Origin of the sequence: Sphingopyxis sp. MG, from assembly GCF_002953155.1 — a bacterium.
Taxonomy (GTDB): Bacteria; Pseudomonadota; Alphaproteobacteria; order Sphingomonadales; family Sphingomonadaceae; genus Sphingopyxis; species Sphingopyxis granuli.
On record NZ_CP026381.1, the window covers coordinates 2,720,281 to 2,742,983 of the forward strand.

Genomic DNA, 22,703 nt, shown 5'->3' on the forward strand with positions numbered 1-22,703 from the left:
TTTAGACGACGGTCTCCATCGCCGCCAGGATCGCCGAGCCACCCCTTTCGGCTTCGTCGGCGTGGAGGCGGAACAGCGCGAACAGTTCGCGCCCGACACCCAGCGCGGGCGGCGGCGGCACGGCGGGGGGGCGCGAGGCCCATTCGGCTTCGTCGACCAGCGCCGTCACTTCACCCTTCACCGCGCAGACACGCACGATGTCGCCATCCTTCAGACGGGCGAGCGGCCCGCTGACCCCGTCGAAGCCGGGCAGCGCCTCCGGCGACAAATGGATCGCGGCGGGCACCTTGCCGCTCGCCCCCGACATGCGGCCGTCGGTGAGCAGCGCGACGCGGTGGCCCCGATCCTGCAGGACGCCGAGCGCCGGGGTCAGCTTGTGCAGTTCGGGCATGCCGTTGGCGCGCGGCCCCTGGAACCGCACGACGACGACGACGTCGCGGTCGAGCTCGCCCGCCTTGAACGCGGCGAGCACCCGGTCCTGATCGTCGAAGATGCGGCACGGCGCCTCGATCGTCCAGCGATCCTCCGCCACCGCGCTGGTCTTGATGATCGCGCGGCCGAGGTTGCCCGCGAGCAGGCGCATGCCCCCGTCGGGCGAGAAGGGCGCCGCGACCGGGCGCAGCATCGCGTCGTCGCGACTCTCGGCCGGGGCGGCCTGCCAGTGCAGTTCCTCGTCCGCCAGCACGGGCTCCGACGCATAATCGGCGAGCGTGCCGCCGACGGTCAGCACGTCGCCGTGCAGCAGGCCCGCGCCCAGCAGTTCGCGGACGACGAAGCCGGTCCCGCCCGCGTCGTGGAAATGGTTCACGTCGCCCGCGCCGTTCGGATAGACGCGCGCGAGCAGCGGCACCGCATGGCTCAGCTCGTCGAAATCCTGCCAGTCGATGACGATGCCGGCGGCGCGCGCGATCGCGGGCAGGTGGATCGCATGGTTGGTCGAACCGCCGGTCGCGAGCAGGCCGACGATCGCGTTGACGATCGCCTTTTCGTCGACGCAGCGCGCCAGCGGACGATAATCGTCGCCGTTCCAGCCGATCCGCGTCAGCCGGTGGGTCGCGGCGCGCGTCAGCGCCTGTCGCAGCTTCGTGCCCGGATGGACGAAGGCGGCGGCGGGGACGTGCAGTCCCATCATCTCCATCATCATCTGGTTGCTGTTCGCGGTGCCGTAGAAGGTGCAGGTGCCCGGGGCGTGATAGGATGCGGCCTCCGCCTCCAGCAGCGCGTCGCGGCTCGCCTTGCCCTCGGCATAGAGCTGGCGCACGCGCTGCTTTTCCCGGTTTGCGAGCCCCGAGGGCATCGGTCCCGCGGGGACGAGGATCACCGGCAGATGGCCGAAGCGCAGCGCGCCGATCAGCAGGCCGGGGACGATCTTGTCGCAGATGCCGAGCAGCAGCGCGCCCTCGAACATCGCGTGGCTGAGCGCGACCGCGGTGCCCTGCGCGATGACGTCGCGGCTGAACAGCGACAGCTCCATCCCCGCCTGCCCCTGCGTCACCCCGTCGCACATCGCGGGAACGCCGCCCGCGACCTGCGCGGTCGCGCCGGCCTCGCGCGCGAACACCTTGATCTGTTCGGGATAGCGGCCATAGGGCTGATGCGCCGACAGCATGTCGTTATAGGCGCTGACGATGCCGATGTTCATCGCCGCGCCGCCACGGATCGCCGACTTGTCCTGCTCCGCCGCGGCGAAGCCGTGCGCAAGGTTGCTGCACGACAGCGCACCGCGATTCGTCCCCGCGTCGCGCTGGCGCTGCATCAGCGCGAGATAGGCGGCGCGGCGTTCGGCGCTGCGGCGGACGATGCGGTCGGTGACGGCGGCGACGGCGGGGTGGAGGTCAGTCATGAACATTCCAATCCCCTCTCCCCTTGGGGGAGAGGGATGCGCAGGCTTGGCAGCTTGCTGCCTAGTCGAAGCTGGGTGAGGGTGTGAACGGCGGCGACAAAAGCAACGGCGGAGACCCTCATCCAACTCCGCCTAGTCGCTGCGCGACAAGGCTTCGTATCCTTCTCCCCCAAGGGGAGAAGGGAAGGATGCGGCTCAATCATGCCAGCTTGCCCCGTCGCGTTCGATCAACGCGATCGCGCTCGACGGTCCCCAGCTTCCGGCGGTGTAGGCCTGCGGCGCGAGGTCCACGGCGTCCCATGCGTCACGGATCGCGTCGATCCATTCCCACTGCGCCTCGACCTCGTCGCGGCGGACGAACAGCGTCTGGTCGCCCTCGATGAAGTCGAGCAGCAGCCGTTCATAGGCGATGCGCCGTCGTTCGCCGGCGAAGCTGTGCGAAAGCGACACGTCGAGCGTCACCTCCTTCAGCTTCACGCCGTCGCGGTCGAGGCCGGGCTGCTTCGCCATCACCGTCACGCGGATATTCTCCTCGGGCTGCAGGTTGATGATCATCATGTTCGCGTCGAGATCGCCGCCCCTTCCGGCCGCACCGACCCGCGCGAAGATATTGTGCGGCACCGGCTTGAACTGGATCAGCACCTCCGACTGGCGCTTCGGCATCCGCTTGCCGGTGCGCAGATAGAAGGGCACCCCCTTCCACCGCCAATTGTCGATGAACGCTTTCAGCGCCACGAAGGTTTCGGTGTTCGACGCATGGCCGAGTTCGTCGGCATAGCCCTTGACCGCGACGCCGTCGACTGCGCCGCTCGCATATTGTCCCTTGACGCTGTGCGCCTTGACGTCGGCGGCGCTCATCCGGCGCAGCGAGCGGAGCAGCTTGACCTTCTCGTCGCGCACCGCGGTCGCCGACACGCTCGCGGGCGGTTCCATCGCGATGATCGCGAGAAGCTGGAGCATATGGTTCTGCACCATGTCGCGTAGCGCGCCGACGCCGTCGTAATAGGAAACGCGGCCTTCGAGCCCGACCGTCTCCGCGACGGTGATCTGGACATGGTCGATCGCCTGCGCGTTCCACAGCGGCTCGAACAGCATGTTGGCGAAGCGCAGCGCGAGCAGGTTCTGCACCGTTTCCTTGCCCAGATAATGGTCGATGCGAAAGACGTGATCCTCGGCAAAGGCGCTGGCGACCTGTTCGTTGACCGCGCGCGACGAGGCGAGGTCATGGCCGATCGGCTTTTCCATCGCGATCCGGCATTCGGCGCAGGCGATGCCCGCGGCGGCGAGTCCCTGCGCGATGGCGCCGAACATCGACGGCGGAGTCGACAGATAGACGCCGATCGGCCGCGCCATCCGCTCGCCGAGCAGCGCGGCGAGATCGTCGTAGCCGCTGCCCGCGCCGGCATCGACCGCGCAATAGTCGATGCGCGCGAGAAAGCCGTCGAGGGCCGCGGCGTCGAGGCGATCCCCGGGCAGGTGATCGGCCAGCGCCTCGCGCACCTGGGTGTGGAAGGCGGCACGGTCCAGCCGCGTGCGCCCCGACCCGACGATCGTCAGCGTATCGGCGAGCAGCCCGTCCTCATGGAGGTTGTAGAGCGAGGGGAAAAGCATCCGGTGGGCAAGGTCGCCGGTCGCGCCGAACAGCACCAATGTCTCGACCTTGACGTTCACGCGCTATCCCCTTGATCCTGTGCCCCCACGCAAATGGCGGATGCGTCCGGGGAATGCAACGCAGCATAGGTCGGCCAGCCCTTGGAGTCCGTCCTGTTCGGGCAAGGGGTTTGATGCACGCTAACGGGATAGACTCTAAGGCATTGATCCTGTTTGGATAACCACGCCGTGTCCCCGCGCAGGCGGGGACCCGGAGCGATGTGGCGCCGACCTTGGCTCTCCCCGCTCTGGGCTCCCGCCTGCGCGGGAGCACGCGGCTTTGCAAGCGAGCCGATCATGTTCCAAGCCCACCTCTGAAGAGGAGGGTGGAAAAGGGTTCAACACGGCCGCCATCCCCTCTAAGACCCGATGCATGACCGACCCCGTGCCGCCGCCCTATGATGTCATCGTGATCGGCGGCGGGATCAACGGCGCCGGGGTCGCGCGCGATGCGGCCGGGCGCGGCGCGCGGGTGCTGCTGCTGGAGGCGGGGGACCTTGCGCAGGGCACCTCGTCGGCCTCGACCAAGCTGATCCACGGCGGGCTGCGCTATTTGGAGCATTATGAATTCGGCCTGGTACGCGAGGCGCTGAAGGAACGCGAGATATTGTGGGGCATCGCGCCGCACGTCATCCGGCCGCTGCGCTTCGTGCTGCCCTATCGCGACGGGCTGCGCCCGCGCTGGCTGCTGCGGCTCGGCCTGTTCCTCTACGACCATATCGGCGGGCGCCGGAAACTTCCCGCGACGCGCTCGGTCGACCTGCGACGGCACGCGGCGGGCGCGCCGCTCCAGCCGCAATATGTGCATGGCTTCGAATATTCGGACGGCTGGGTCGACGATGCGCGGCTGGTGCTGCTCAACGCGCGCGACGCGACCGACCGGGGGGCGCGGGTCCGCACGCGGATGCACGCCGACCTGATGCGCGTCGAGAACGGCCTGTGGGTGGTCGAGGCGACGGGCGAAGGCGGGCGCGCCTATCGCTTCACCGGGCGCAGTCTGGTCAACGCTGCCGGGCCGGCGGTGCTCGACGTGCTGCACCGCGCCTCGGCCCCGCCCGATTACCGGATGCGGCTGGTGCGCGGGTCGCATATCGTCGTGCCGAAGCTGTTCGACCATCCCTATGCCTATTTCTTCCAGCTTCCCGACGGGCGCATCTTCTTCGCCATTCCCTATGAGCGCGATTTCACGCTGATCGGCACCACCGACCAGGACCATGACGGGTCGCTGGCCGACGTCCATGCGAGCGCCGAGGAGGTCGCCTATCTGTGCGAGGGCGCGAACCTCTATTTTCGCACCGCGATCACCCCCGCCGACGTCGTTTGGACCTATTCGGGGGTGCGGCCGCTGGTCGAGGACGGATCGGGCCGCCCCGAGGCGGCGACGCGCGGTTATCGTATCGACCTCGATTGCGACGAGGGCGCGCCTTTGCTCACCATCTATGGCGGCAAGATCACCAGCTATCGCCATGTCGCCGAACATGCGGTCGACGAACTCGCCGCGCATGTCGGGGCGCTGTCGGGCCGGCGCTGGACCGGCACGGCGCCGCTGCCCGGCGGCGATTTCGCGACCGACGGCGCGGCGGCGCTGGCCGCGGAATATAAGCTCGCGCACCCCTTCCTGCCCGCCGCGACGGTCGAGCGCATCACCCGCGCCTACGGCACCGACGCGCGCCGCTGGCTGGGCGACGCGGGCGACTGGGACGCGCTGGGCGGCGAAATCGCCCACGGCCTGTCGGCGGCCGAATGTGAGTGGATGTGCGCAAAAGAGTGGGCCCAATCCCCCCCCGACATCCTGTGGCGGCGCAGCAAGCTGGGGCTGTTGTTCAGCGAGGACGAAGTGATCCGCCTCGCGGCGTGGCTCGATGCGAGGCGCGGCGCAGCTTCGATGCTTGTGGATTGACTCGTTTCGTCATTGCGAGCGGCTTTGCAGCTCGCAATGACGAAGAGTGCCTACAGGGAGACGAGCCGCCTCCGCGTCGTATCAGGCGACCTCGACCTCCGCTTCGGCGGGCAGGCGGATCATGTAGTCGAACGCCGACAGCGCCGCCTTCGACCCTTCGCCCATGGCGATGACGATCTGCTTGTAGGGCACGGTGGTGCAGTCGCCCGCCGCGAAGATGCCAGGCTGGCTCGTCTCGCCGCGATGGTCGACCTCGATCTCGCCGCGCCGCGACAGGCTGATCGCGCCCGACAGCCATTCGGTGTTGGGGACAAGGCCGATCTGGACGAAGATGCCCTCCAGTTCGACCTGGTGCAGCGTGTCCTTGTTGCGGTCCTTGTACGACAGGCCCGTCACCTTGCCGCCATCGCCGAGCACCTCGGTGGTCAGGGCCGAGGTGATGATCCGCACGTTGGGCAGGCTCGCGAGCTTGCGCTGGAGCACGGCGTCGGCGCGCAGTTCGGCGTCGAACTCGATCAGCGTCACATGCGCGACGATCCCGGCGAGGTCGATCGCCGCCTCGACCCCCGAATTGCCGCCGCCGATCACCGCGACGCGCTTGCCCTTGTAGAGCGGCCCGTCGCAATGCGGGCAATAGGCGACGCCCTTGTTGCGATACTCGTCCTCGCCGGGCACGCCCATCTGGCGCCAGCGCGCGCCGGTCGACAGGATCACGGTGCGCGCCTTCAGCGACGCGCCGTTCGCCAGCCGCACCTCATGCAGCCCGCCCTCGCGCTTCGCCGGGATCAGTTCCTCGGCGCGCTGGAGGTTCATGATGTCGACGTCATATTCCTTGACGTGCTGTTCCAGTTGCGCGGCGAGCTTCGGCCCCTCGGTGTGCGTGACCGAGATGAAATTCTCGATCGCCATCGTGTCGAGCACCTGTCCGCCGAAGCGTTCGGCGGCGATGCCGGTGCGGATGCCCTTGCGCGCGGCGTAGATGGCCGCCGCGGCGCCCGCGGGGCCGCCGCCGATGACTAGGACGTCGAACGGGTCTTTTGCGGCGATCCTCTCAGCGGCCTTCGCCTCGGCGCCGCTGTCGAGCTTTGCGAGAATCTGTTCCAGTTCCATGCGGCCCTGGCCGAAGGTCTCGCCGTTCAGGAAGATCGTCGGCACCGCCATCACCTGGCGTGCCTCGACCTCGCCCTGGAACAGCGCGCCGTCGATCGCGGTGTGCGTGATGCGCGGGTTGAGGACGCTCATCAGGTTGAGCGCCTGCACGATGTCGGGACAGTTCTGGCACGACAGCGAGAAATAGGTTTCGAAATGATAGTCGCCGTCGAGCCCGCGGACCTGGTCGAGCAGTTCGGGCGCGGCCTTGGACGGATGGCCGCCGACCTGCAGCAGCGCAAGGACAAGCGAGGTGAATTCATGGCCGAGCGGGATGCCGGCGAAACGCACCGCCACATCGGGCGCGCCGACGCGGCGGATCAGGAAGCTCGGACGGCGCGCGTCATCGTCGGTGCGCGCCACGCTGACCTTGTCCGACAGCGACGCGATCTCGTCGAGCAGGCCCGCCAGCTCGGCCGACTTCGGGCCGTCGTCGAGCGACGAGAGCAGTTCGATCGGTTCGCGGATGTTGGCCATATAGGCCTGAAGCTGCTGCTTGAGCGATGCATCGAGCATGGAGAGAGTTCCTGTAATCTGAAAAACATCCATGTGCTCCCACGAAAGCGGGAGCCCGGAGCAAAGCCATGCCAGCATTGCGGCCAGACGCTCCGGGTCGCCGCTTCCGCGGGGACACACGGCGTTGTTTTGGGCTTAGATCTTGCCGACGAGGTCGAGCGAGGGAGCCAGCGTGGCCTCGCCCTCTTCCCACTTCGCCGGGCAGACTTCGCCGGGGTGGCTGACCCAATATTGCAGCGCCTTGATCTTGCGCAGCAGTTCGGCGGCGTTGCGGCCCACGCCCTCGGGAGTGATTTCGAGGAGCTGGATTTCGCCCTGCGGATCGAGGACGAAGGTGCCGCGATCGGCGAGGCCGACGCCCTGGCGCAGAACCTCGAAGTTGTTCGAGATGCTGTGGTTCTGGTCGCCGACCATATAATAATTGATCTTGCCGATCGCCGGCGAGGTGTCATGCCACGCCTTGTGGCAGAAATGCGTGTCGGTCGACACCGAATAGACCTCGACACCCATCTGCTGGAGGGTCGGGTAGATGTCGGCAAGGTCCTCGAGTTCGGTCGGGCAGACGAAAGTGAAGTCGGCCGGATAGAAGAAGAAGACCGCCCACTTGCCCTTCACATCCTCGTCGCTGATGTCGACAAACTTGCCATCCTTGTAGGCGGTGGCCTTGAAGGGCTTGAGCGTGGTATTGAGAACGGACATGAGAGCCTCCTGCTGGGTTGTTCGGAAGGCCCCTGTCTAGCGCCCGGCGCGCGCGAACGGAAATTGGAATTCCCCCCGACGCTGATCGAGTTTATCGATCAATAGCCGCTTGCTTTTTCAAAAAGGCGGTTAGCGCGTGGCGATACTGGCTGGAATCGTCATTGCGAGCGGCGAAGCCGCGCGGTAATCCAGAGTAGCGTAGACCGCCCTAGATTGCTTCGCTCCGCTCGCAATGACGAAGTGGGCCAATCCAAGTCATTCGGAATCCTGGAGTATGGAATCTTACCGGTCGTCCTCCCCGGTGGATGGATTTGAGGATCGGCTCAGCCGGCGTCCGCTGCCGGCGCGTGCCTGCCCGGATGGACCGTGCCGCAATGGCCGCAGGTGCGCAGTTCCTCGCTGGCATAGAAAGCCTCGAACAGCGGCGGCAGGTCGCGCACGATGCTCTGGAGCTGAACCTCGACCCGGTGGACGATGTGGCCGCAATCGTCGCAATACCATTGGAAGGCGTCGAGCAGGCCGTCGGGGCGCTTGCGTTCGATGACGAGACCGACGCTGCCCGCGACGGGGCGCTGCGGCGAGTGCGGAACATAGGCGGGGAGCAGGAAGATGTCGCCCTCGCGGATCGGCATGTCCTTCGGGCCGTCCTCGGTCCACAGGCGCAGGTTCATGTCGCCTTCGAGCTGGTAGAAGAACTCCTCGAGCGGATCGACATGATAGTCGGTGCGCTGGTTCGGACCACCGACCACGGTGACGATGAAGTCGGCATCCTCCCAGATCTGCGCGTTGCCGACCGGGGGTTTCAGCACGTCACGATGATCCTCGATCCACTGTTGGAAGTTGAAGGGCAGGCCATAGGTCAGCATGGGCGTCATCCTTGTGTCGAAGCGCGCGGGATGAAGGCGGTCGCCTTGATCTCGATCAGCAGATGCGGGTGGGGAAGCTGGTGGACCGCGACGGTGGTGCGCGCGGGGCCCGCTTCGTCGAAATATTCAGCGTAGACAGCATTGTAGCCGCCGAAGTCGTTCATGTTGACGAGGAAGCTCGTCACGTCGACGACGTCGGCGAGCGAGCCGCCCGCGTCGGCGAGGATCGCGCCGATATTCTCGATCACCGCGCGCGTCTGTTCGGCGATATCGAGGCTGACGGTGCCATATTCATCGGCCGAAGCGCCGGCGAAGCTGTTGTCGGCGCGGCGCGAACTGGTGCCCGAGACGAAGACGAAATCGCCCGCGCGGCGATAATGCGGAAAGCGGCCGCGCGGGCGCGCCTTGCCGGGGATCACCCTGCCCCCTCCATTTTGGGCGCTGCCGCTCATGCCGCGCCTCCTTCGATGGTGAAGCCGACGCGGCCGAGATGCCCGGCGTCGAGCGACACGGTGCGCGCCTCGCCGATCGCCGCCGCCGCCGTCGCGCCGCCGAGCATCACGGTCCAGCCGGGCTGAAGCGTGAGGCCCGCCGCGCCCGCAAGCCGCGCCGCCGCGACCAGCGAGCGGATCGGGTCGCCAAGGATCGCGGCGCTGGTTCCCGTCTCGGCAATTTCGCCGTCGACACGCATCTCCATTGCAACGTCCGAAACGTCGGTGTCGGCGGCGAGCCACGGGCCGACCACGAAGGCCGACGACGACGCATTGTCCGCGACCACATCGCCCAGCGCGAAGCGGAAATTCTCGTAACGGCTGTCGATGATCTCGAGCGCCGCCGCGACCGCATCGACCGCCGCGAGCGCCTCTTCGCGCGTCACCTCGCCCGCCAGCGGCGCCTTCAGGCGCACCGCCACCTCGGGCTCGACGCGAGGGTGGATGAAGCGCGCGCGATCGATCGCGCCGCCGTTCACGACGACCATGTCGGAGGTGAGCCGGCCCCAAATCTGGTCCTTGAGGCCCATCTGCGCCATCTTCGCCTCGCTGGTGAATCCCATCTTCATGCCGACGAGCGTCGCCCCGCGCGCCAGCCGATGGTCGATCGCGGCGCGCTGGATGGCATAGGCGTCGGCGAGCGGCAGTTCGCCCGTCTCGCCCGTGATCTGCGGGATCGCTTCCGCCCTTTGCGCGGCGGCGTCGAGCCTCGCGGCGATTGCACTGATGTCCACCATTTCGGTCCCTTACAGTTTCACGCAGATGTTGGTCGGCTCGGAATAGAAGTTCAGCGAGTGCTCGCCGCCCTCGCGCCCGATACCCGACAGCTTCATGCCGCCGAACGGCGTGCGCAGGTCGCGCAGGAACCATTCGTTGACCCAGACGATGCCCGTTTCCATCTGCGCCGCGACGCGGTGCGCGCGGCCCACGTCGCGCGTCCAGATCGCGGCGGCAAGGCCATAGTCGGTATCGTTGGCGAGTTCGACGGCTTCCTCCTCGCTGTCGAACGGCGCGATGTGGCAGACGGGGCCGAAAATCTCCTCGCGCACGCAGCGCGCCTCCTGCCCGAGACCGGTGAGGATCGTCGGCTGAACGAAGGCGCCGCCCGCAAGCGCGCCGTCGAGGTCGGGCACGCCGCCGCCGGTCACCACCATCGCGCCTTCCTCACGCGCGAGCGCATAATAGGAGAGCACCTTTTCGCGGTGGCCGTGCGAGATCAGCGGCCCCATGTCGGCGCCCGACCACGGATCGCCGACGGTCAAAGCTTCCGCGCGTTCCGCCAGCGCTTTCACGAAGCGGTCAAAGATCGGGCGCTCGACATAAATGCGCTCGGTGCACAGGCACACCTGCCCGCAGTTGGAAAAGACCGACCGCACCGCCCCCGCGACGGCCTCGTCGAAATCGCAGTCGGCGAAGACCAGCGCGGCGTTCTTGCCGCCCAGTTCGAAGGAGACCGGCTTCACGCCCGCCGCCGCGACGCGCATGATCGCACCGCCCGTCGCCGATTCGCCGGTGAAGGTGATCGCGTCGATGGCGGGATTGGCGGTCAGCCACTCGCCCGTCGAGTCGGCGCCGAAGCCGTGGACGAGGTTGAACACCCCCGGCGGCACGCCCGCCGCGTCCATCACCTCAGCGAGCAGGGTTGCGGTCGAGGGGGTCTCCTCGCTCGGCTTGACGACGACGACATTGCCGCAGGCGAGGGCGGGCGCGACCTTCCACGTCATCAGCAGCAGCGGCAGGTTCCACGGCGAGACGATCGCGACGACGCCGAGCGGGCGCGCGATCGCATAGTTGATCGCGCTGCGCCCGTCGGGCAGGTCGGTGCGGAAACTCGGCATCGCGCGTGCTTCGGCGAGCGCGGCGAAGGCACGGAAATTGGCGGCACCGCGCGGAATGTCGATCGTCCGCGCCTGATGCAGCGACTTGCCGGTGTCGGCGATCTCGGCCGCCGCGAACTCGTCGAAGCGCGCCTCGATCCCTTCGGCGATGCGGATGAGCAGCTTGCAGCGCTCGGCCTGCGACATCCTGCCCCACGGCCCCTTGAGCGCTGCGCGGCCCGCGGCAACGGCGCGGCCCACGAGGTCGCGGCTGGCGAGCGACACGCGGCCCGCGACGCTGCCGTCCACGGGATTCACATTGTCGAACCAGCCGTCACCCTCGACGAAGGCGCCGTCGACATAGTTCAGGACCGGCCGGTCGGCGAAGGGATAGGCGCTCATGCCGCGCCTCCTACCGGCACATAACCGGCGGCGTTGCTGTGCGCGGGGCCGGACTGGCCGACATGGCCCGCCATCTGGAGCAGCGACAATATCGTGTCGTTGAACTGCACCGGCTGTTCGAGGAAAGCCGAATGGCCGGCGTCGTTGATCTCGACGAGGAAGGAGCCAGGCACATCGGCCTGCACCAGCCGCATCGCCTCGACGGGAAAGAGGATGTCGTCGAAACCGCACAGGAACAGCACGGGAAAGCCTTTGCCGCCCAGATCGGCGGCGGGCCGGGCCGCAAACTTGCCGGTCAGGCTGTGGCGGTCGACGGCGTTGAAGCTCGCGATCTGGCGATAGAGCACCGCCAGTTCGCGCGGCGCGCTCGCGCCCAGCACGCGCTCGATCTGGTCCATAGCGGCGGTCTTCGCGCGCGCGGCGTCCATGAGCGCCTTGACCCCGGCACTCTCTTCGATGCCGTGCAGGCTGTCGCAGACCGCCAGCGCCGCGACGCGTTCGGGCGCGCGGTGCGCGAAGCCGATGCAGGTCCCCGCCCCCATCGACTGGCCGACGAGCGCGACCCGGGTTTCGCCCAGATGGTCGAGCAGCGCGGTCAGGTCATCGACAAAGGCATCGCGCCCGCGCCCGTCGATATCGCGCGACAGGCCGAAGCCGCGATGGTCGAAGGCGATGACGCGGTTCGAGCGCGACAGCGCGTCGAGTTGCCGATACCAGATCGCGTGATTGCCGCCGATGCCGTGCGCCAGCACGACGGCCGGTCCTTCGCCCTGCGCCTGCCAATAGAGTTCGGCGCCCGCAGTCGCCAGCACTCCGCTGTCCATCACGCTACTCCCATCAATTTGCTGAGCCGCACGACATAGTCGCCGAACGCCGGGTTCTCGCGCGTGACGCTGGGGTCGCGCGGGCGCGGCAGGTCGATGCGGACATCCTCGACGATAGTCCCCGGCCGTTCCGACATCACCAGCACGCGATCGGACAGCAGCACGGCCTCCGCTATGCTGTGCGTGACCAGCACCACCGTCTTGCGGTCGCGCTGCCAGATGCGCAGCAGTTCCATGTTGAGCCGGTCGCGGGTCAAGGCGTCGAGCGCGCCGAAGGGTTCGTCCATCAGCAGCACCTGCGGCCCGCGCGCGAGCGCCTGGCCGATCGCGACGCGGTGGCGCATCCCACCCGATAACTGATGCGGATGGCTGTCTTCGAACCCCGTCAGGCCCAGCGTCTCGACCAGATCGGCCAGCGCCGCCGCGTCGGGACGCTTCGCCGCCGGGTCGAGGTCGACGCCGAGCAGCAGATTGTCGCGGACATTGAGCCACGGCAGCAGGTTCGACGTCTGGAACACGAAGCCCATATCCGCCGACGGTGCCGTGACATCCGCGCCGTTGAAGCGGATATGTCCTTCCTCGAAGGGAACGAGGCCTGCGATCAGCCGCAGTAGCGTGCTCTTGCCGCAACCCGAGGGGCCAAGGATCGAGACGAACTCCGACGCGCCGATCTCCGCGCTGACGTTTTCGAGAACACGGCGACCGCCGAACAGCTTGCCCGCGCCCGAGAGGGAAATCACCGCGCTCATGCCGCCCGCCACCAGATGAAGCGTTCCCAATAGGCGACGCCGTAGAAGAGAAGCAGCGACAGCACCGTGACGGCGATCAGCGCCGCGAAGGTCAGCGTCGTGTGGCCGGAGCCCGAGGCAGTGAGGATCAGGTTGCCGAGCCCGTCGTTCGACCCGACGAACTCGCCCACGACGGCGCCGATCACCGCGAGCGGCATCGCGACCTTGCACCCGTCGAGGAAGCTCGGCAGCGCCGCGGGGACGCGCAGCCGCCAGAAGCCCTGCATCGGCGTCGCACGCAGCGCCCGGAAATGCTCCTCCAGATGCGCGGGCGTGCTGGCGAGCCCGCCCAATGTCGCAATGATGATCGGGAAGAAGGCGAAGAGGAACGCCATCATCAGCTTCGACGCCAGCCCATAGCCGAACCAGACGACGATCAGCGGCGCGAGGCCGATCTTCGGGATCGACTGGAGCGCGACGAACAGCGGATAGACGGTGCGCTTCGCGGTGCGCGAGAAATGAATCAGCGCCGCGATCGGCACGCCCAGCGCCACCGCGATGAGGAAGCCCCAGAACACCTCGGTCAGCGTGACGAGGCTCTGCGCCAGGATCGGCCCGCGCGAATCCCACAGTTCGCCCAGGATCGCGCTCGGCGGCGGCAGCAGGTAGGAGGCGACCCCCGACCAGCGCACGCCGAACTCCCACGCCAGCCCCAGCGCGAGGAAGAAGCCCGCGCTGATCGCGGCATCGCGGCCGAACGGCGCGCGCGTCATGCGCCGTCGTCCTTGTCGAGCAGCGCCTGAATGCGCGCCGGGGGCGGCACCAGAAAGCGGTCGAGGTGCCAGCGGTCGAAGGTCTCCAGGTCCTTCCCGTTCCACACCGACGCCGTATGGGGATGGTCGGCGTCGATCTGCGTCATGTCGGTATAGAATTCGACATTGTTGCCGTCGGGATCGCGGAAGACGAGGAAGCTGTTCGCCCCCGGCCCGTGCTTGCCGATGCCGCGGTCGATCGGGATGCCACGCGCGACCAGCATCGCCGCGACCGCCTCCATCTCCGCGATCGTTTCGAGGCGATAGGAGAAATGCTCGACCGCCGGATAATGACCGTCCGGGATGCCGGTATGGCCGGGCGGAAGCTGGAGCAGCGCGAGATCGTGATGATCGGTGCCCGCGCGCAGAAAGACCATGTTGTGGTCAATCCAGTCGGACACCTCCAGCCCGACGACTTCGGTGTAAAAGGCAAGGCTGCGGTCGATGTCGCGCACCTTGAGCACGAGATGGCCGAGCCGCGTCGGGCGCGGGCGATAGAAAGCGGGATCGGTCATGGCTGTTTCCCCATGGGCACGAAAGCATTGGTGAAGAGCTGCGCGCTCTGGTCGAAATCCCGAAGCTGGCCGCTCGCCTGCAGAGTGGCGACAGTGCGCTCGATCTTTTCGGGGCGAAGGCGGTGCGAGCCACCCTCGGCCGCCATCAGTTCGGCGGTCTCGCGGATCTGGCGTTCGGTGACGGCCTCGTCGAGCAGCGGATAGGATTTGCGGATGATCGCCAGCGCGGCTTTCGGGTCGCGCGCCGCGTCGGCATAGCCGCGATAGGCGGCCTTCAGGAAGGCGCGCACCAGCTCAGGGTCCTTTTCGATCAGCGTATCGTGCGCCGCGAAGCCGCTGCCGTAGACGTCGAGCCCGAAATCGGCATAGGCGATGCGGCCGACGGTGACACCCTTCGCCTTCGCCGCCTTGTCGAACAGCGCCATCGAATTGCCGAGCCAGCATTCGGCGGCGTCGATCCGCCCCTCGACCAGCGAGGAGACGACGATCGCGGGGTCGAGCTGGATTTGCTCGACGCGGGCGGGATCGACGCCATTGTCGCGGAGCCACGCGGGCAACAGCGCCTGGATCGCCGAACTCTGCCCCGCCCCGAAGCGCAGGCCGGCAAGGTCGGCGGGCCGTTCGACGCGGTGGCGCTCGCGCACGAAGCAGGCGCCGGCGGGAAGCCGCATGTTGATGCCGCCGATCATCCGCACCCTGCCGCTCTTGGCACGGCTCAGCGCAACCGACAGCGGGTCGAGATAGGCGAATTCGAACATGCCCTGATCGAGTTCGTTCGCGGTCCGCATCCCGCCGAACCCGCGGACGGGCTCGACGTCCAGCCCCGCGTCAGCGAAATAACCCCTGTCGATCGCGACGAAGATGCCCGCCATGCTGCCCTGCGGCAGCCACGCCATGTTGAAGCGGACCGGCCGCGCGCCCTCGTCCTGCGGCGCTGTGCGCGGCGCCATACCGCCGAACGCGCTCCACAGGGTCAGCGCCGCGATGCCCGCGACGACGAGCAGCGGCACGATCAGCGCGCGGCGCGAGAAGGCAACTCTTTCGGTCATGCGCGCGGCAGATGCGGCGCGGAGACGGGGTTGCGCAGTTCGCCGATCCCATCGACCCACGCGTCCATCACGTCGCCGTCCTTCAGGAACACGCCGCGCCCCATGCCGACCCCGGCGGGGGTGCCGGAGGCGATCAGGTCGCCCGCCCTGAGTTCGAGGACCGTCGAGAGATAGGCGATCTGTTCGTAGATGTTGAAGATCATCTCGGACGTGTTGCCGTCCTGCATCGCCTCGCCATTGACCTTGAGGCCAAGGCGGATGGCGTGCGGATCGCCGAGGCAGTCGCGCGGCACGAACACCGGGCCAAGCGGCGTGAAGCTGTCGAAGCTCTTGCCGCGGAACCAGTCGTGCGAAAAGGGAAAGTCACTGCGCCGCGTCCGGTCGCGCGCCGACACGTCGTTGACGATCGTATAGCCGGCGATCAGATCGTGCGCGGCATCGACTGGGACATTCTTGCCCGACCGGCCGAGAACGACGCCGAGTTCGACCTCCCAGTCGGGGCGCGACACCTGCGGCGGCACGGTGACGGTATCGCCGGGACCGACGACGCTTTCGATCGTCTTGAGGAAGATATAGGGTTCGCTCTCGGCCTTGGCGGCGAGCTTGGTCTGCATCTCCTCGGCGTGCTCGATGAAGTTGGACGCGGCGGCGAAGATGCGGCGCGGCTCGAACGGGGCGGCGAGCGTCGGTGCGCCGATTCCGCCGGTGGCGCCTTCGAGCGCGCGGGCGAGCGCGAACAGCCCCTCACGCCGCGCCTCCCAGTCGCGGACGATCGCGGTGACGTCGCCCGCGACGGCCGCGAAGCCATGCGTCGCCGCGGCATCGTGCAGGTCGTGAAAGGCGCCGCCGACCTGGATCGTCGGGCGCGGCCCTTCGGCGGCGGCGCGGGTGGCAAGGGCGAACCAGGTCATGCGTTTCTCTTTCTTTCCAAAAGCGCCGGCGAGCGCGGGACCGGCGCGGACGAGCGCGAGACCGGCGCCAATCCGCGCAAGAGCCGCGCGGCGACCGAGCGGGCGAACAGGGGCAGCGCGCATCGCATCTCAGCCGAAGGCCCGGAGCAGCATCCGCACCGCGACGACGGTGAGGAACAGGCCGAACAGGATGCTGAGCTGCCGCTTCGACAGCGCGTGCGCGATGCGCGCACCCAGCGGCGCGGTGACAAAGGTCGCCGGGCCGATGATCGCAAGCCCGATCAGGTTGACGTAGCCGAGGCTGCCCGGCGGCAGGCCGGGGACGTTCCAGCCGGCAATGACGAAGGCGACGGTCGCGGGCACGCTGATCATCAGGCCGAACAGTGCGGCAGTGCCGACCGCGCGGTGGATCGGGATGGCAAACAGCGTCATCACTGGCACGCTGAGCGTGCCGCCGCCGATCCCCATCATGCTCGACACGCCGCCGATTCCGAAGGGGATGAGCTGGCCGCCGACGCCGCCCGGCATCGCGTCGGCGATGTGCCGGCCTTCGAGAGGCAACAGCATCTTGATCGCGACGAGCAGCGCGACGATGCCAAACACCGCCGACAGCACGTCGCCCGACACGCGCGAGGCGAGGACGACCCCCGCGATCGCGCCGAGGAAGATAGCGATGCCCCAGCGGCGAAGCTGGACATGATCGACCGCGCCCTTCGCCTCGTGCGCGCGCGACGAGGAAATGGCGGTCGGGATGATCGTCGCCAGCGAGGTCGCAACCGTGACATGCATCCGCACCGACGGATCGACGCCGAGCGCGGCGAGCACGAGGTCGAGTACCGGCACGATAACGATGCCGCCGCCGACGCCCAGCATGCCCGCGATCACGCCGCCGACCGCCCCGGTCAGCAGCATCATCGCCGCCAGCGTCAGCAATTCCGGATTCAAAAGCGCGTGCATCGGTCCTCCCCAAAGATCGGCGATGCTTGTGCGGGGTCCGGGATATGCAGTCAAAGATGGAAAATGAGTTTTTCTATAACCGAAAATAGATAGCCGGTGAAACGCAAGCCGAGAATATCAAGCCTTTATCCACGCCCGCCCGTCATGTTCGTGTCGAGCGAAGTCGAGACATCCATCGGGATAGCGCTTGGTCGATGGGTGTCTCGACTTCGCTCGACACGAACGGATTGAGATGGCGCATAGTTAGAGCACAGGGCTCTATATCCTTTTCAGGATATCAAGGCGGCCAAAGGATATTATCCTATATAGCAGCGCCGCCCTAGCGCGGCAGGCATGAAAAGCATCGGCATCGCCGGATTCGGCACCATCGGCCGCGTGGTCGCGCGCCATATCGAAGCAAGCGAATTGCCGCTGAAACTGGCGGCGGTTTCGGCGGGCGACCGCAGCCGCGCCGAAGCGGCGATGGCGCAGCTGAAGACGCCGGTTCCCATCGTCGACACGCACGAACTGGTCGCGCTGTCCGACGTCGTCATCGACAGCGCCCCGACCGCGGCCTTCCGCGAGATCGCCGAAACCACGCTGCGCGCCGGCAAGACGCTGGTCACGGTCAGCGGCGCGGCGCTGATGCAATGGCCCGAGGCCGCCGACGTCGCGCGCGCGCACGGCGGGCGGCTGATCCTGGCGACCGGCGCGCTGCTCGGGCTCGACGCGGTGCGCGCGGCGGCGGTCGGCACGATCCACTCGGTCACGATGGTAACGCGCAAGCCGGTCAAGTCGCTGATCAAGGCCGAGCATGTCGTGCGCAACAGGATCGACCTCACCGCGATCACCGAACCGCTCAAGATCTTCGAGGGCAGCGCGCGCGAGGGCGCGATCGCCTTTCCCGCCAACGTCAACGTCGCAGCCGCGCTCGGCATGGCGGGCGTCGGCCCCGAACGCACCCGGCTCGAAATCTGGGCCGATCCCGCGCTCGAACGCAACACGCACCGCATCGTCGTCGATTCGGACAGCGCGCGGCTGGAGTTGGGAATCGAGAATATCCCGACCGACGAGAATCCCGGCACCGGCCGCATCACCGCGCAGAGCATCGTCGCGGCGCTGAACGACCTCGTCGCACCGATCCGCATCGGCACCTGATTTCCTTGCCAACAGAAAGGCCCGAGACATGACCACCCGCCTGCGCCATGTGGCGATCGCTTCCGCCGACCCCGATCATGCGGTCGGCTTCTTCACCGACGTCCTCGGCTGGACCGTCGCCGGCAAGGTCGATAGCCGCAACGCGCGCGGCTATTATGTGACCGACGGCCATATCAACATCGCGCTGCTCTGCTTCAAGAACCGCCCCGCCGCGGGGATGGAGTTCCCCGAAGGCTATACCGGGCTGCATCACATCGGTTTCCAGTGCGACGACATCAACGACGTCGTCGCGCGGTTCGAGAATTCGGGCTATGCCCCGCGCCACGACGTCAACCTGGCGCAGGGCCTCGGCAAGAATCCCGCCAAGGACAATGCCGAATACAAGATGACCGGCCCCGAAAGCGTGATGGTCGACGTGTCCGAACGCGGCTGGGTCGGCACCGACAGCTACAAGGGTGTTCCGCCCGCGGCGTGACGTCCTTGCCCTGAAATGCGAAGGCCGCCGGAGCCATGCTCCGGCGGCCCCTTTTGCGTGCGCCGAACATGCTCGGAAAATCGGTGCGCGAGCGGCCGGTTTCGACCGGAAGCTGCCGTCCATCTCCCCTCCCGCAGGCGGGAGGGGTTGGGGGTGGGCAGCGACGGTGCAAAGGCCCACCCCGCTGCGACTAACGAACAAGTTCGTAAGTCTCGCTGCCCCTCCCGCCTGCGGGAGGGGAAACCAGGGAATGTCTCAAACGACCGCTTCCCACCCCAAAGCCGACATCGGCAATGGTTACAGGTTCAGGAAGGCCCGCGCATTGCCGCTGAGGATCTTCGCTTTCTGCGCCGCCGACAGTCCGTCGTGCTCGCGCACAAGCGCGCCGATGTCCTGCTCGCCGAGCGGGAAGGGATGGTCGGAACCGAGCAGGATGCGGTCCTCGCCCATCACGTCGACCAGCAGGCTGAGCGCGCGCGGATCGAACACGGCGGAATCGACGAAGAAGCGGTCGACATAGGTCGACGGCGGGTTCGGGCAATCGACGCGCACGATGTCGCGGTGCTTCCACGCATTCTCGACCCGGCCGAGCAGGAAGGCGAAGCTGCCGCCGCCGTGGCCGAAGCAGATGCGCAGGCTTTTCGGCAGACGCTCGAACGCGCCCGACAGGATCAGCGACAGGATCGAAAGCTGCGTTTCCGCCGGCATCGCGACGAGCCAGGGCAGCATATATTTGGGCATGCGCTCGCGCGCCATCATATCCCACGGGTGGACGAGCACCGCCGCGCCGACATCGGCGCAATGGGCCAGGAAGGTCAGCAGCCCCTCGTCATCGAGGTTGCGCAGCCCCATGTGGTTGCCGATCTGCACGCCCAGATGCCCCGACGCGACCGCGCGGCCGACTTCGGCGCATGCCATGTCGATGTCCTGAAGCGGTACCTGCGCCAGCGCCTGCATCCGGTCGGGCGCATGGGCGCAGAAGGCGAGCGCCGCATCATTGAAGCGCTGCGCCGAATCGAGCGCCTGTTCGGCGGGGCGGCCGTAGCCGAACATGATCGGCGTCGCGCAGATGATCTGGAGGTCGATACCCTGCTCGTCGAGCGCCTCGATGCGGCGGGCGGGATCCCAGAGGATGTCCTCGACCGGGCGAAACGGCTTCGTTCCCGACATGATGAGGCCGGTGCCGTCGCCGGCGTCGCGAAGCCACGGCAGCCCCTCCGCCTCCGCCTGCGCGCGATAGGCGGCGTCCATCGCGGGGAAGAAATGGCTGTGCATGTCGATCACCGCCGCTGTGTGTGATGCCTGTCTGTCCATGCGTATTCGCGGCGCTCCCCGTCCATCGGTCGATTACGACCGGCGGCCGGTTCCGGGCGCGGGTCGAATACCCGGGTAGCCGGGGTTTGCTATCAACAATAATCTCCAGACTTGTCCTCGCTATTATAAAATGGCTATAACTGTATCAGGCCGCCCGGGGGAGCATCATGCCAAAATTTCACGAGAATTTTCTGCTGAGCCGTCTGAAGCTCCGCCAGTTGCGGCTGCTCACCGCGATCGCCGACGAAGGCACGGTGCTCAAGGGATCGCAGGCGCTGAACATCGCCCAGCCGGCGGCGACGAAGAGCATCAAGGAGCTGGAGGACGCACTGGGCGTCCAGCTGTTCGACCGCTCGTCGCGCGGGGTGACGCCGACCGATTTCGGCGAGGTGATGATCAAGCATGCGAAGCTGATCCTGACCCAGCTTCGCCACGCGAGCGAGGAGCTGCAGTCGCTGGAGGAAGGCCTGTCGGGCCGCGTCCATGTCGGCACGCTGCTCGCCGCATCGACGTCGCTGCTGCCGCGCGCGCTCGCCCGGCTGCGCGAGCGGCGGCCGGGGATCGCAGTGACGGTCGCCGAGGGCACGATCGACCGGCTGATGCCCGGCCTGCGCACCGGCGACATCGACGTCGTGCTCGGCCGCCTGCCCGAATATCGCGAGCGCGAGGGGCTGAAGCAGGACGTCCTTTATCTCGATACGGTGTCGATCATGGTGCGCGCCGATCATCCGCTGGCGGCGCGCGACGCGCTGAGCCTCGCCGAACTCGTCGACCAGCCGTGGGTGATGCCGCCGCCGCAGACGTCGCTGCGTCGCCAGATCGACCACGCCTTTCGCCACGAAGGGCTGGAGCCGCCGCGCGACGTGATCGAATCGGTGTCGATCCTGACCAACCACGCGCTGCTGATGAGCACCGACATGCTCGCCGCGATGCCGCACCAGGTCGGGCTGGGCCAGGCGGGACTGGTCGCGCTGCCGGTGACGCTGGAGGGCGCGAGCTCGCGCATCGGCGCGACGACCCACGCGCATGTCGAGCTGTCGGCGGCGGCGCGCTATTTCATGGGCGTGATCCACGAGATCGCGGCCGAAATCCGCGCCGAACTAGGGCAGGACACGGTCAGCTAGAGTGTTTTCAAGTCAGGTGGAATCACCTGACGACTCGGAAAACACGGCAAAACAAGAATCCAGAGTGCCGGTTTTGATTCAATTAAAACCGAACGCACTCTAGGTTCGACGCGAAGCTATGCGGATTCGAACGTTCCCCGCGACCGCGCCATACGGCGCCAGACCAGATAGGCGGCGGCGATCAGCACCAGCCACGGTCCGCCGGCGAATACCGCCACCTGCCAGTCGGCATGGAGCGCCATCGTCACCGTGATCGCGCCGAGCAGGACCAGTCCGAGAATCTGCGCATAAGGAAAGAAGGGCATGCGCACCGGCAGATCGGCCCCCTGGTGCCGCCGGCGGAAGCGGAGGTGGCTGACGAGGATCGCGCTCCACACCAGCAGGCCGCCGAACAGCACGATGCCGAACAGATAGTTGTAGGCGAGCGGGGTCAGGATCGACAGCGAGGCGGCGGCAAGGATGCCCGCGCCGGTGACGGCGGTCGCGCGCATCGGCACATTCTGCGCATTGAGCTGCCCGAGCGCGCGGGGCGCATAGCCGCCGCGCGCGAGCGAGAAGAGCATCCGCGAGCCCAGATAGATGCTGGTGTTCATCGCCGACAGCGCCGCCGTCGCGACGACGAAGTTCATCAGCCCCGCCGCATAGGGGATGCCCGCGCTCGCGAACATCTTCACGAACGGGCTTTCGGTGACGACCTTCGCGCCCGATTCGGTCCATGGCAGGAAGGCGACGATGATGAACAGCGCGAGGATGTAGAAGAGGAACAGCCGCGCCGCCATCGTGCGCAGAGCGGCGGGGATCGCGACCTTCGGGTCCTTGGCCTCACTGGCCGTGCCGACGACGAACTCGAGCCCCATGAATGAGAAGAGCGCCATCAGCACCGCCAGCCAGACGCCCAAAAAGCCGTTGGGCAGGAAACCGCCCGCAAGGCCAGTGACATTGTGCAGCCCGATGGGATCGCCGACGATGCCCAGGATGCGCGACAGGCCGACGACGATGAAGGCGACGATTGCCGACACCTTGATCACGGTCAGCCAATATTCGACCGATCCGAAATTATGCACCGCGCGCGTGTTGATCCACAGCACCGCCGCGGCGCTGCCGATCGCCCACAACCACACCGGCACGTCGGGAAACCACCAGCTCATGTAGATGCCGACCGCGACCGCCTCGGCGCCGATCAGCAGTACCTGCTGAATCCAGTATGTATAGCGGACGATGAAGCCCATCATCGGCCCGAGATAGATTTCGGCATAGGTGCCGAACGAACCTGCGGTGGGGTGGACGACGGCCATTTCGGACAGGCTGAACACCATGATCACCGCGATCAGCGCCGCGATCAGATAGCTGATGAGCACCCCCGGCCCGGCATAGCCGATCGCGATTCCCGATCCCATGAACAGGCCGGTGCCGATCGCGCCGCCGAGGCCGATCATGATGATCTGCGCCTTACTCAGCCCACGCTCGAGTCCCGCCTCGCGATCGAGATAGGCCTGTTCGTCCATCGTCACTCCCTCCCCTTGC

Annotated in this window: 21 protein-coding genes; 4 read left to right on the forward strand and 17 right to left on the reverse strand. The window is 67.2% G+C overall.

Annotated features, from left to right (window positions below; all coding sequences use genetic code 11):
• Position 1: 1 nt before the first annotated feature.
• Both edd and zwf read right to left on the reverse strand, forming a co-directional pair.
• Complete coding sequence (gene edd, locus C3E99_RS12540; protein WP_104960371.1) at positions 2 to 1,843, reverse strand: phosphogluconate dehydratase; 1,842 nt, start codon at positions 1,841 to 1,843, stop codon at positions 2 to 4.
• Between the two features lie 195 nt (positions 1,844 to 2,038).
• Entirely contained in the window at positions 2,039 to 3,454 is a 1,416-nt protein-coding gene (gene zwf, locus C3E99_RS12545) for a glucose-6-phosphate dehydrogenase (RefSeq protein ID WP_234002677.1), read from the reverse strand.
• 412 nt (positions 3,455 to 3,866) lie between these two features.
• On the opposite strand from zwf, the gene glpD reads away from it, so the two are divergent.
• On the forward strand, positions 3,867 to 5,393 hold the full coding sequence (glpD, locus tag C3E99_RS12550; protein ID WP_076076765.1) for a glycerol-3-phosphate dehydrogenase: 1,527 nt from the start codon (positions 3,867 to 3,869) through the stop codon (positions 5,391 to 5,393).
• Between the two features lie 81 nt (positions 5,394 to 5,474).
• On the opposite strand, the gene ahpF is transcribed toward glpD, so the two are convergent.
• The 13 genes from ahpF to C3E99_RS12615 all read right to left on the reverse strand — a co-directional run bounded on the left by ahpF (position 5,475) and on the right by C3E99_RS12615 (position 17,129).
• Entirely contained in the window at positions 5,475 to 7,058 is a 1,584-nt protein-coding gene (gene ahpF, locus C3E99_RS12555; RefSeq protein ID WP_076076767.1) for an alkyl hydroperoxide reductase subunit F, read from the reverse strand.
• 135 nt (positions 7,059 to 7,193) lie between these two features.
• On the reverse strand, positions 7,194 to 7,757 hold the full coding sequence (gene ahpC / locus C3E99_RS12560) for an alkyl hydroperoxide reductase subunit C (RefSeq protein WP_076076768.1): 564 nt from the start codon (positions 7,755 to 7,757) through the stop codon (positions 7,194 to 7,196).
• Between the two features lie 323 nt (positions 7,758 to 8,080).
• Complete coding sequence (locus tag C3E99_RS12565) at positions 8,081 to 8,623, reverse strand: 3-hydroxyanthranilate 3,4-dioxygenase (protein ID WP_076076770.1); 543 nt, start codon at positions 8,621 to 8,623, stop codon at positions 8,081 to 8,083.
• Positions 8,624 to 8,628: 5 nt separating this feature from the next.
• The gene (locus C3E99_RS12570; RefSeq protein ID WP_067185885.1) at positions 8,629 to 9,075 is read right to left on the reverse strand and encodes a RidA family protein; all 447 of its coding nucleotides are present in this window, start codon (positions 9,073 to 9,075) and stop codon (positions 8,629 to 8,631) included.
• Positions 9,072 to 9,851 (reverse strand): 2-keto-4-pentenoate hydratase, encoded by a 780-nt coding sequence (locus tag C3E99_RS12575; protein WP_083675151.1) that lies wholly within the window; start codon positions 9,849 to 9,851, stop codon positions 9,072 to 9,074. The genes C3E99_RS12570 and C3E99_RS12575 overlap by 4 nt, the downstream gene beginning before the upstream one ends.
• A 9-nt stretch (positions 9,852 to 9,860) precedes the next feature.
• Positions 9,861 to 11,333 (reverse strand): 2-hydroxymuconic semialdehyde dehydrogenase, encoded by a 1,473-nt coding sequence (locus tag C3E99_RS12580; protein ID WP_076076771.1) that lies wholly within the window; start codon positions 11,331 to 11,333, stop codon positions 9,861 to 9,863.
• Complete coding sequence (locus tag C3E99_RS12585; protein WP_076076774.1) at positions 11,330 to 12,157, reverse strand: alpha/beta fold hydrolase; 828 nt, start codon at positions 12,155 to 12,157, stop codon at positions 11,330 to 11,332. Before C3E99_RS12585 ends, C3E99_RS12580 begins: the two co-directional genes overlap by 4 nt.
• Positions 12,157 to 12,906: an ABC transporter ATP-binding protein gene (locus C3E99_RS12590; protein WP_234002467.1), complete on the reverse strand. Its 750-nt coding sequence runs from the start codon at positions 12,904 to 12,906 to the stop codon at positions 12,157 to 12,159. Before C3E99_RS12590 ends, C3E99_RS12585 begins: the two co-directional genes overlap by 1 nt.
• Positions 12,903 to 13,658 carry an ABC transporter permease gene (locus C3E99_RS12595; protein WP_076076777.1) on the reverse strand — a complete coding sequence of 252 codons (756 nt, stop codon included), beginning with the start codon at positions 13,656 to 13,658 and terminating at the stop codon, positions 12,903 to 12,905. Before C3E99_RS12595 ends, C3E99_RS12590 begins: the two co-directional genes overlap by 4 nt.
• Positions 13,655 to 14,212: a VOC family protein gene (locus tag C3E99_RS12600; protein WP_076076779.1), complete on the reverse strand. Its 558-nt coding sequence runs from the start codon at positions 14,210 to 14,212 to the stop codon at positions 13,655 to 13,657. Before C3E99_RS12600 ends, C3E99_RS12595 begins: the two co-directional genes overlap by 4 nt.
• Positions 14,209 to 15,261, reverse strand: coding sequence for an ABC transporter substrate-binding protein (locus tag C3E99_RS12605; RefSeq protein ID WP_076076782.1), 1,053 nt, complete (start codon positions 15,259 to 15,261; stop codon positions 14,209 to 14,211). The genes C3E99_RS12600 and C3E99_RS12605 overlap by 4 nt, the downstream gene beginning before the upstream one ends.
• The gene (locus tag C3E99_RS12610; RefSeq protein ID WP_076076785.1) at positions 15,258 to 16,172 is read right to left on the reverse strand and encodes a fumarylacetoacetate hydrolase family protein; all 915 of its coding nucleotides are present in this window, start codon (positions 16,170 to 16,172) and stop codon (positions 15,258 to 15,260) included. Before C3E99_RS12610 ends, C3E99_RS12605 begins: the two co-directional genes overlap by 4 nt.
• Before the next feature lie 129 nt (positions 16,173 to 16,301).
• Positions 16,302 to 17,129, reverse strand: coding sequence for a sulfite exporter TauE/SafE family protein (locus C3E99_RS12615; RefSeq protein ID WP_067112228.1), 828 nt, complete (start codon positions 17,127 to 17,129; stop codon positions 16,302 to 16,304).
• A gap of 333 nt (positions 17,130 to 17,462) precedes the next feature.
• On the opposite strand from C3E99_RS12615, the gene C3E99_RS12620 reads away from it, so the two are divergent.
• Entirely contained in the window at positions 17,463 to 18,266 is an 804-nt protein-coding gene (locus tag C3E99_RS12620; protein ID WP_076076787.1) for an aspartate dehydrogenase, read from the forward strand.
• 28 nt (positions 18,267 to 18,294) lie between these two features.
• Positions 18,295 to 18,741: a VOC family protein gene (locus C3E99_RS12625; RefSeq protein ID WP_067112222.1), complete on the forward strand. Its 447-nt coding sequence runs from the start codon at positions 18,295 to 18,297 to the stop codon at positions 18,739 to 18,741.
• 297 nt (positions 18,742 to 19,038) lie between these two features.
• Here C3E99_RS12625 and C3E99_RS12630 read toward each other — a convergent pair whose 3' ends face one another.
• Complete coding sequence (locus C3E99_RS12630; protein ID WP_234002468.1) at positions 19,039 to 20,055, reverse strand: amidohydrolase family protein; 1,017 nt, start codon at positions 20,053 to 20,055, stop codon at positions 19,039 to 19,041.
• Between the two features lie 167 nt (positions 20,056 to 20,222).
• Here C3E99_RS12630 and C3E99_RS12635 point away from each other — a divergent pair, with 167 nt between their 5' ends.
• Positions 20,223 to 21,179, forward strand: coding sequence for a LysR family transcriptional regulator (locus C3E99_RS12635; RefSeq protein ID WP_104959849.1), 957 nt, complete (start codon positions 20,223 to 20,225; stop codon positions 21,177 to 21,179).
• 116 nt (positions 21,180 to 21,295) lie between these two features.
• Here C3E99_RS12635 and C3E99_RS12640 read toward each other — a convergent pair whose 3' ends face one another.
• Positions 21,296 to 22,684, reverse strand: coding sequence for an amino acid permease (locus tag C3E99_RS12640; RefSeq protein ID WP_076076790.1), 1,389 nt, complete (start codon positions 22,682 to 22,684; stop codon positions 21,296 to 21,298).
• Positions 22,685 to 22,703 lie beyond the last annotated feature (19 nt).